The following is an 8,736-nucleotide window of genomic DNA, read 5'->3' on the forward strand; positions in this document are numbered from 1 at the left end:
ACAACTTCGAGTGGTCCTTCGGCTACGCGCCCCGCTTCGGCATCGTGCACGTCGACCAGTGTCGTAGGCGTCGTGCGAAGTCGTCAGTCGATGGACGGCTTCTCGCGTCGTTCCGGGGCCCGGTCGGAGCCCGAGTCGCTGGAACCGCCGCCGAAGGGGCCCATGTTGCCCATCGCGCCGGACAGGCCCTTGAGGGCGTCGCCGATCTCGCTGGGGACGATCCAGAGCTTGTTGGCGTCTCCCTCGGCGATCTTCGGGAGCATCTGGAGGTACTGGTAGCTGAGCAGCTTCTGGTCGGCGTCGCCTGCGTGGATGGCCTCGAAGACCGTACGGACCGCCTGGGCCTCGCCCTCGGCGCGCAGGGCCGCGGCCTTGGCCTCACCTTCGGCGCGCAGGATCTGGGACTGCTTCTCGCCCTCCGCGGTGAGGATGGCGGCCTGGCGCGTGCCTTCCGCGGTGAGGATCGCGGCGCGCTTGTCACGGTCGGCGCGCATCTGCTTCTCCATCGAGTCCTGGATGGAGGTGGGGGGCTCAATTGCCTTGAGCTCGACGCGGTTTACGCGGATGCCCCACTTGCCTGTCGCCTCGTCGAGGACGCCGCGCAGGGCCGCGTTGATCTCCTCGCGGGAGGTCAGGGTGCGCTCCAGGTCCATGCCACCGATGATGTTGCGGAGCGTGGTGACCGTGAGCTGCTCAATTGCCTGGATGTAGCTGGCGACTTCGTAGGTCGCGGCGCGTGCGTCCGTCACCTGGTAGTAGATGACCGTGTCGATGTTGACGACCAGGTTGTCCTGGGTGATCACCGGCTGCGGCGGGAACGGGACGACCTGTTCACGCAGGTCGATGCGGTTGCGGATGGTGTCGATGAACGGGACGACGATGTTGAGGCCCGCGTTGAGTGTCCGCGTGTAACGACCGAACCGCTCGACGATGGCGGCACTGGCCTGCGGGATGACTTGGATTGTCCTGATCAGGGCGATGAAGACCAACACCACCAGGATGATCAGGACGATGATGACCGGTTCCATCGTCGTTCCCCGTACCCTTCTCCGCCTCGGCTCTTTCGGAAGATCTTATGGTTGTTGAAGATCTTGCTGGTCGAGCATGACAGACCGTCGCACAACTCGTGGCCTGTTCCGTTCAGTTGAGTCGTGCGAGGTCAGATGACGATCGCGGTCGCTCCCTCGATCTCCACGACATCCACTTCCTGTCCCACTTCGTAGGCACGGTCGTTGTCGAGCGAGCGGGCCGACCAGACCTCTCCGGCGAGCTTGATCCGACCGCCCGAGCCGTCCACTCGTTCCAGTACCAGGGCCTGCTTGCCCTTCAACGCGTCGATGCCGGTGCGCAGTTGGGGGCGTTGCGTGCTGTGTCGGGTCGCGATGGGCCGGACGACGGCGATGAGGGCGACCGAGACGATGACGAAGGCGAGTACCTGGATCACGACGCCGAAGCCCAGTCCGGCGGCACCGGCGGCGGCGAGGGCGCCCACGGCGAACATGCCGAACTCCGGCATGGCCGTGATCACCAGGGGGATTCCGAGCGCGGCCGCGCCGACGAGCCACCACACCCATGCGTCGATGTCGTTCACAAGGTCAATGGTATGACCGCAAGTCGTGCTGCGGACAGGGCGCAAAGGGGGTCAGGACATGGGAAGACCCTGCGCGGTCCAGCGTTCGCCGAGCTGCTCGACGACGAGGGGGAGGCCGAAGCAGAGGGAGAGGTTGCGCGAGGTGAGTTCGAGTTCGAGGGGGCCGGCGGCGAGCACCTTGCCCTGACGGATCATCAGGACGTGGGTGAAGCCGGGGGCGATCTCCTCGACGTGGTGGGTGACCATCAGCATCGAGGGGGCGATCGGGTCGCGGGCGAGCCGGCCGAGACGGCGGACCAGGTCCTCGCGACCGCCGAGGTCGAGGCCCGCGGCGGGCTCGTCGAGGAGCAGCAGCTCGGGGTCGGTCATCAGCGCACGGGCGATGAGAGTGCGCTTGCGCTCGCCCTCGGAGAGGGTGCCGAACTTCCGCTCCAGGTAATCGCTCATGCCGAGCCGGTCGAGGAAGGCGCGGGCGCGCTGCTCGTCGATCTCCTCGTACTCCTCCTGCCAGCCGGCCGTCATGCCGTACGCGGCGGTCAGTACGGTCTCCAGGACGGTCTGGCGCTTGGGGAGCTTGTCGGCCATGGCGATACCGGCGATGCCGATGCGGGGGCGCAGCTCGAAGACGTCGGTGCCGGGCTTGCCGAGCGTCTCGCCGAGGATGGTGGCGGTGCCCTTGCTGGGGTAGAGGTAGCTGGACGCGACGTTCAGGAGCGTGGTCTTGCCTGCGCCGTTCGGACCGAGGATGACCCAGCGCTCGCCCTCCTTGACCGACCAGGAGACCTGGTCCACCAGAGCCCGGCCCTCCCGGACCACAGATACGTCCTGAAGCTCCAGAACATCGCTCATGAGCGCGTTGTCTCCCCTTGCAGTCTGGCCAGGTCTCGGCGTCTCGGCTGTCGCGTGCGCGCTGGTGTGCGCAGCCCTCGATGAAATCTACGCCACCGGCCGCCCGCTCCATTCCATCGGTCCGGTCCTTAGGCTGGGGGTCATGTTCTCGGAACCACGTTCAGGGCGCCTCGCCGCATGGGGAAATGCCCTTCTTGCCGGTCTTGTCTCGCCGGACGACGCGGTGCTCGCGATCGTCGGGGACGACGCGGTGCATCGGATGGAGGGGCTGCCCGGGGAGTCGGGGCCGGTCGGGCTCACGCTCGCCCTCGGTCGGCTGCGGACGCTCGGCGCGACGGGTCTGCGCGTCGCGCTGCCGGCGCCGGGTCATCCGCTGGGCTTGAGCGGACCGCCGGAGTTCAACGCGCGGGCGATAGAGGCCGAGGAGGCGGTGGTCTGCTACGGGGCCGCGCTGGGGTTGGTGCCCGAGGTGTACGAGGCCGGGCCGGACGGCGATGTCCATGTCGAAGTCGTCTGGCACTGTCTGCCGGTGCGGGAGGCTCCGCCGGCGGATGTGCCGTCGCTCGGTGAGGCGGAGCGGGAGCTCGCGGAGGCCCTTCGGGACGCTACGGAGGTGCTGTCCCGGTTGGACGTCGCCGGGTCGGGGCCGGTGGCGGACGCGGCGATCGAGGCGTACCGGGCTCGGGCGGAGCGTGGGCGTGAGGTGTTGGCGCCGGGGTATCCGCCGCGGGCGGCGCGGGTGTTGGAGCTGGCCGAGCGGGTGGGGATGCTCGTCGCGCTGGCTGAGTCCAACGGGCATGGCGGGGCGGTGACTTCTGGGGAGATGGCGGCTCGGGCGTTGGCGTTGCGGCCGGTTGAGCGGACGGCTCGGCGGGCGCAGGTCGCGGCGTACAACTCCGTTGTGGAGGAGCGGGAGCGGTGGTGAGGTTCGGTTCGTTGGTTGGCCTGCGTTGACGTGAGCGTCTGGGGGCTGCCGCCCCCAGGCCCCCGCTGTCGGCCCTGAACGGGCCTTGTCCTCAAACGCCGGACGGGCTGAAAAACAAAACACCCGGACATCAGAAGGGCCCCGCCGGTCTTCATTGACCGGTGGGGCCCTTCTCGATTGTGCTGGCGTCAGTCGTTCGCGCCCTGGTTGCCGAACGCCGGGTTCAGCAGGCCGATGACGTTGACGCTGTCGCCCACGACGTTGACGGGGACGTGGACGGGGACCTGGACCAGGTTGCCCGAGCCGACGCCCGGCGACTTCACGGCCGCGCCGTCGGCACCCGCGTCGGCGACAGCGGCGCCGGCACCCGCGCCGGCGGCGATGCCGGCCACGGTGAGGGCTACGGCGGCCTTCTTGGCGATGTTCATGAGAAGCGTTCCTCCTGCGTTTGCGTATCCGACCCGGCCGCGGGTCGTGCGCTGATCAACGAGGAAGCGAACGAGGGCGGTACGCGAATCGGACATGAACCGCCCTTTCGGATCATTCGAACGACTAACTGACCGGGCCTCCCGGGGCAGCCCGGGAGGCCGGAGGTCATCGCCCGCCGTGCGGCGGAGTCAGCGGTTGAGGCCGAGGTTGCCGAAGGCGGGGTTCAGCACACCGATGACGTTCACGCTGTTGCCGACCGCGTTCACCGGGACGTGGACCGGGACCTGGACGAGGTTGCCCGAGGCGACGCCCGGCGAGCCGACGGCCTGGCCGTCGGCCTGCGAACCACCGGTGGCAGAGGCCATTCCCGCCCCGGCGGCGACCAGCCCGCCGGCCACCATCGTCACGGCCGCTGCCTTCTTCAGGTTCTTCACTTCTGAGTCCTCCTAGCGATGGCTGCGGCAGTCGCCGCAGCACGCACTGGAGAACGGCGTAGATCCACGAAGGATGCGCCATCCGGGGGACATTCCCACGACGGTATGAATCTCAGTCCGGAGCTGGACGCTCCGCATTGCCGTGCGCCCCCTTGTGCGCCGTGGATCAACCGGCCACTCCGTGACGTACCGCCCAGAGCGCGGCCTGCGTGCGGTCCGCCAGGTCGAGCTTCATCAGGATGTTCGAGACGTGGGTCTTGACCGTCTTCTCGGAGAGCACCAGGGCGCGGGCTATCTCGCGGTTTGAGCGGCCGTCCGCTATCAGGCCCAGCACCTCGCGCTCCCGCTCGGTGAGCGAACCCGCCCTCCCCTGGCCCGAGTTGGCCTCCTCCTGGGAGAGCAGCGCGCCGGCCACCTCGGGCTGGAGCAGGATGTGCCCCGCGTGCACCGAGCGGATGGCGCCGGCGAGCGCGTCCGGGTCCACGTCCTTGTAGACGTATCCGGCGGCTCCGGCGCGCAGGGCCGGGATCACCGTACGCTGCTCGGTGAAGCTGGTGACGATCAACACGCGCGCGGGGTTGGCCAGTTCGCGGAGCTTGCGCAGCGCGTCCACGCCGTCCATGCCCGGCATCTTGACGTCCATGAGGACGACGTCCGGCTTCAACTCCTCGGCGCGGGCGACTCCTTCGGCGCCGTCGGCCGCCTCGCCCACCACCTCGATGTCGTCCTGCACCTCCAGGAAGGTGCGCAGACCGCGGCGGACCACCTGGTGGTCGTCGACGAGCAGCACCTTGATTGCGTCAGCCACCGGGGACCTCCATCTCGATCGTGGTGCCCTTGCCGGGCGCCGATTGAACGGTCAGTGTGCCGCCGACGCCGCTCGTCCGGTCCCGCATGGAGACCAGGCCGAGGTGGCGTCCGGCGCGGCGGGTGGTGTGCGGGTCGAAGCCGCCGCCGTCGTCGGTCACCCGAAGGACGGCTCCGCCTCCGCGCCGGGTGAGGGTCACCTCGACGTGCTCGGCACCGGAGTGGCGGAGTGCGTTGTGCAGGGCTTCCTGCGCGACCCGCAGGACGGCTTCTTCCTGGGACGCCGGCAGTGCGCGTACTCCGCAGCTCTCGAAGGTCACGCGCGCGGAGTGGGCGCGGTCGAGGACCTGGGCCTGGGTGCGCAGGGTGGCGACGAGGCCGTCCTCGTCGAGGGCCGCGGGGCGCAACTCGACCACGGCGTCGCGCAGTTCGTCCGCGGCCTCGGCGGCGAGCGCGGCCACCTGCTGCAACTCGCCCTTGGCGCGCGCCGGGTCGCGGTCAACGAGGGCGGCGGCGGCCTGGGCGGTCAGGCGCAGGGAGAAGAGCTTCTGGCTGACCGCGTCGTGCAGTTCATGGGCGAGGCGGGAGCGCTCCTCGACGATGGTCAGCTCCCGACTGCGCTCGTACAGGCGGGCGTTGGTGAGGGCGATCGCGGCGTGCTGGGCAAGGATGTCCAGCAGTTCCTCGTCCTCCTGCGTGAAGGCGCAGCTTCCGTCCCGCTTGGGACGCAGATGCTTCTCCGTCGCCGAAGGCTTCTCGATCGCCGAACCGTTTTCCGCCGCCGAACCCTTCTCCGTGGCCGGGCGCAGCTTGTTGGCGAGGAACAGCGCGCCGATGACCTCGTCGCCGTCCTTGATCGGCAGGCCCAGGAAGTCGGACATGTTCGGGTGGGCGGAGGGCCAGCCCTCGAAGCGGGGGTCCTTGCGCACGTCGGCCAGCCGCTCCGCCTTCGCCTCGTGCAGCATCGCGGCGAGGATGCCGTGCTGGCGCGGGAGCGGGCCGATGGCCTTCCACTGCGCGTCGCTGACGCCGTCGACGACGAACTGGGCGAAGCCCCCGTGGTCGTCGGGGACGCCGAGTGCCGCGTACTGCGCGCCGAGCAGCTCACGGGCCGAGGCGACGATCGTCTTGAGGACGTCGCGCACCTCCAGGTGCCTGCTCATGGCCAGCAGCGCGGAACTGACCGCGGCGAGGCCGGACCGGGGGCCTTGACTCATGACCTCACGGTACCGGCGGGGTGTGACACCGCGGATCGGACCAGTGGCGGCCCGGACCGGGTCGGTGGACCTAGGCCGAAGGTCCCCGGAACGGCAGGCGTAGGTCGAAGGGCCCCGGCGTTCTGGGCCCCGCGTCCGACGCGGGGCGGGTGAGCCGGTTCCTACGTTGAAGGCACGCCGATCAACGGGCGGACTTTACGAGGGGACGTGTGTCATGCCGGTGGCGATCATCACGGGGGCTTCGAAAGGACTGGGCCGGGCGCTCGCCGAGGCGCTGGCCGCGCGCGGCTGGGATCTGGTGCTCGACGCCAGGAGCGAGGGGGTCCTGGCGGAGACGGCGGCGGCCGTGTCGGCGTACGGCACGCGCGTGACGGCGTTGCCGGGGGACGTCACGGACGCCGGGCACCGGGCCGAGCTGGTGGCGGCCGCGTGGCGGCTCGGCGGTGCCGACCTGCTGGTGAGCAACGCCAGCGCGCTGGGCGCGGAGCCGCTGGCACGGCTGGAGAAGCTGCCTCTGTCAGGGCTGCGGCGGGCGCTGGAGGTGAACGTGGTCGCCGCGCTGGGCCTGGTCCAGGAGGCGCTGCCGCTGCTGCGGGCGTCCACGACGGGTGGCACGGTGATCGCCGTCAGCTCGGACGCGGCGGCCGAGGCGTACGAGACGTGGGGCGGGTACGGGGCGTCGAAGGCGGCCCTGGACCAGCTCGTGGCGGTGCTCGGGGCGGAGGAGCCGGGGTTGCGGGTGTGGGCGGTGGATCCCGGGGACATGGCGACGGACCTGTACGCGGCGGCCGTACCGGACGACGACGATCCACGTCCTGCGCCGGTCGATGTGGTGCCGGCCTTCCTGCGACTCCTGGACGAGCGGCCGGTGAGCGGTCGCTACGCGGCTCCGTCGCTGCTGGTGGAGGGGCGATGACGCTGGCGATGGGGGTCCCCCCGCATGAGCGCAGCCGAGAGTGGGGGAGGGTACCGGAGGAGCTGTCGGCCAGGGTTCCGGCGGAACAGCGCGGGCCGGGGCGGGGGCGGGACTCCGTACGGCTGCTGGTGTCGCACGGCACCGAGGTGTCGCACCACGCGTTCGTGGAGCTGCCCGGGCTGCTGCGGGCCGGAGATCTGCTGATCGTGAACACGTCTCCGACGCTGGCCGCCGCCGTGGACGGCCGGATCGGGCACGCGTGCGTGGTGGTGCACTTCTCCACGCGCGGGGACGACGGTCGGTGGGCGGTGGAGCTGCGGGATCCCGTCGGAGACGGCACCACACGCGCACGTGCGGGCGGCCCGGCAGGCACGGAGGTGCGGCTGCCCGGAGGCTTGCGGCTGACGCTCACGGAGCCGCTGGGGGCGGACAGCGACCGGATGTGGTGGGCGCGGGTGTCGGGGGTGGGGGCCGGGTCATCGGGCGCTGATGTTCTCGGAATGCTCCGTGCGCACGGGCGGCCCATTCGTTACTCCTATACGGAGCGGGATCAGCCGTTGTCCGTGTATCAGACCGTGTTCGCGTTGCCGACGGACGACGGGGCGGGGAGTGCGGAGATGCCGAGTGCCGCGCGGCCCTTCACTGCGGGGCTGGTGGCGGAGCTGGTGAGTCGGGGGGTGCAGTTCGCGCCGATCACTCTGCACACCGGGGTGGCGTCGGTGGAGGTGCACGAGCCGCCGTATGCAGAGCGGTTCTCGGTGCCGGAGGCGTCGGCGCGGTTGATCAACGCGGCGCGGGCCGGGGGTGGGCGGGTCGTCGCGGTGGGGACGACGGCCGTGCGGGCGGTGGAGTCGGCCGCCGGGGCGGACGGGGTCGTACGCGCGCGTGCGGGGTGGACGGATCTCGTCGTCACCCCGGAGCGCGGGGTGCGGGTGGTGGACGGGCTGCTGACCGGGCTGCACGAGCCGGAGGCCTCGCATCTGCTGATGCTGGAGGCGATCGCCGGGCGGGCGGCCGTCGGCCGCAGTTATGAGGAGGCGCTGCGCGGGCTCTACCTGTGGCACGAGTTCGGGGACGTCCATCTCATCCTCCCGGAGGAGAACCCTCACTCGGTGCATTGCTCCAGCAACTAGCGGTGAGACTGTCACGTCCCCGATGTGAGCCCGCGCATAGGGCGCAGATCACGTACGAAGGTCGATAGGAGATAAACACTCCCCTTATGAGCGGGGCAGACAGTCCAGTCTGCCCCGTTTTGCCCTTCCTGGGTCCACTACCCGGGATCGTACGTCACACCTTTGCCTCGGCATTTTGCGGCCGCTAACAATGGCAGCCGTCGCTCAGCGCCTCGGGTTCCCCCGGGGCGTTCGTGCGGGATGGACCGGAGTCCCCCGCCGGACGAAGAGCGACCTCCGCGCTATTCGAAGAGGTCCGTCTGTCATGCCGAAGAACTTCAGTGCTCGTGGGCGCAGTCTCGCCCTGACCCGTCGCCACAGGATCGCGATCGCCGGTGTCGCCACCCTCGGTGCCGCCTCCCTCGCGTTCTCCGCCGTGCCCGGCAACGCGGAGAC

Annotated in this window: 10 protein-coding genes; 3 read left to right on the forward strand and 7 right to left on the reverse strand. The window is 70.2% G+C overall.

Annotated elements, in window-relative coordinates:
• Positions 1-83 precede the first annotated feature (83 nt).
• From ACWDR3_RS46170 to ACWDR3_RS46180, 3 genes are all read right to left on the reverse strand, one after another.
• A complete protein-coding gene (locus tag ACWDR3_RS46170) occupies positions 84-1,028 on the reverse strand; it encodes an SPFH domain-containing protein (protein WP_402346793.1) in 945 nt (314 codons plus the stop codon).
• A 131-nt stretch (positions 1,029-1,159) separates the two neighbouring features.
• Positions 1,160-1,591 carry an NfeD family protein gene (locus ACWDR3_RS46175; RefSeq protein WP_450358701.1) on the reverse strand — a complete coding sequence of 144 codons (432 nt, stop codon included), beginning with the start codon at positions 1,589-1,591 and terminating at the stop codon, positions 1,160-1,162.
• A 51-nt stretch (positions 1,592-1,642) separates the two neighbouring features.
• Positions 1,643-2,440, reverse strand: a complete 798-nt coding sequence (locus ACWDR3_RS46180) for an ABC transporter ATP-binding protein (RefSeq protein ID WP_280876995.1) — start codon at positions 2,438-2,440, stop codon at positions 1,643-1,645.
• 142 nt (positions 2,441-2,582) lie between these two features.
• Here ACWDR3_RS46180 and ACWDR3_RS46185 point away from each other — a divergent pair, with 142 nt between their 5' ends.
• A complete protein-coding gene (locus ACWDR3_RS46185; protein WP_450358702.1) occupies positions 2,583-3,365 on the forward strand; it encodes a hypothetical protein in 783 nt (260 codons plus the stop codon).
• 188 nt (positions 3,366-3,553) lie between these two features.
• Here the strand turns inward: ACWDR3_RS46185 and ACWDR3_RS46190 are convergent, their stop codons facing one another.
• From ACWDR3_RS46190 to ACWDR3_RS46205, 4 genes are all read right to left on the reverse strand, one after another.
• Positions 3,554-3,793 (reverse strand): chaplin family protein, encoded by a 240-nt coding sequence (locus tag ACWDR3_RS46190; RefSeq protein WP_450358703.1) that lies wholly within the window; start codon positions 3,791-3,793, stop codon positions 3,554-3,556.
• Positions 3,794-3,982: 189 nt separating this feature from the next.
• Entirely contained in the window at positions 3,983-4,228 is a 246-nt protein-coding gene (gene chpE, locus ACWDR3_RS46195; protein ID WP_401727872.1) for a chaplin ChpE, read from the reverse strand.
• A 166-nt stretch (positions 4,229-4,394) separates the two neighbouring features.
• The gene (locus tag ACWDR3_RS46200; RefSeq protein WP_401727873.1) at positions 4,395-5,036 is read right to left on the reverse strand and encodes a response regulator; all 642 of its coding nucleotides are present in this window, start codon (positions 5,034-5,036) and stop codon (positions 4,395-4,397) included.
• Positions 5,029-6,252 (reverse strand): GAF domain-containing sensor histidine kinase, encoded by a 1,224-nt coding sequence (locus ACWDR3_RS46205; protein WP_450358704.1) that lies wholly within the window; start codon positions 6,250-6,252, stop codon positions 5,029-5,031. The genes ACWDR3_RS46200 and ACWDR3_RS46205 overlap by 8 nt, the downstream gene beginning before the upstream one ends.
• Positions 6,253-6,466: 214 nt before the next feature.
• Here ACWDR3_RS46205 and ACWDR3_RS46210 point away from each other — a divergent pair, with 214 nt between their 5' ends.
• On the forward strand, positions 6,467-7,168 hold the full coding sequence (locus tag ACWDR3_RS46210; RefSeq protein WP_450358705.1) for an SDR family NAD(P)-dependent oxidoreductase: 702 nt from the start codon (positions 6,467-6,469) through the stop codon (positions 7,166-7,168).
• Positions 7,165-8,301: an S-adenosylmethionine:tRNA ribosyltransferase-isomerase gene (locus tag ACWDR3_RS46215; protein WP_450358706.1), complete on the forward strand. Its 1,137-nt coding sequence runs from the start codon at positions 7,165-7,167 to the stop codon at positions 8,299-8,301. Before ACWDR3_RS46210 ends, ACWDR3_RS46215 begins: the two co-directional genes overlap by 4 nt.
• Positions 8,302-8,736: the final 435 nt, after the last annotated feature.

The sequence above is a fragment of the Streptomyces sp. NPDC001002 genome, from assembly GCF_053599215.1.

Coding starts and splice junctions, on each gene's coding strand:
- ACWDR3_RS46170 (WP_402346793.1), bottom strand. CDS start 1,028: ATGGAACCGGTCATCATCGTCCTGATCATCCTGGTGGTGTTGGTCTTC.
- ACWDR3_RS46180 (WP_280876995.1), bottom strand. CDS start 2,440: ATGAGCGATGTTCTGGAGCTTCAGGACGTATCTGTGGTCCGGGAGGGC.
- ACWDR3_RS46185 (WP_450358702.1), top strand. CDS start 2,583: ATGTTCTCGGAACCACGTTCAGGGCGCCTCGCCGCATGGGGAAATGCC.
- ACWDR3_RS46190 (WP_450358703.1), bottom strand. CDS start 3,793: ATGAACATCGCCAAGAAGGCCGCCGTAGCCCTCACCGTGGCCGGCATC.
- ACWDR3_RS46205 (WP_450358704.1), bottom strand. CDS start 6,252: ATGAGTCAAGGCCCCCGGTCCGGCCTCGCCGCGGTCAGTTCCGCGCTG.
- ACWDR3_RS46210 (WP_450358705.1), top strand. CDS start 6,467: ATGCCGGTGGCGATCATCACGGGGGCTTCGAAAGGACTGGGCCGGGCG.
- ACWDR3_RS46215 (WP_450358706.1), top strand. CDS start 7,165: ATGACGCTGGCGATGGGGGTCCCCCCGCATGAGCGCAGCCGAGAGTGG.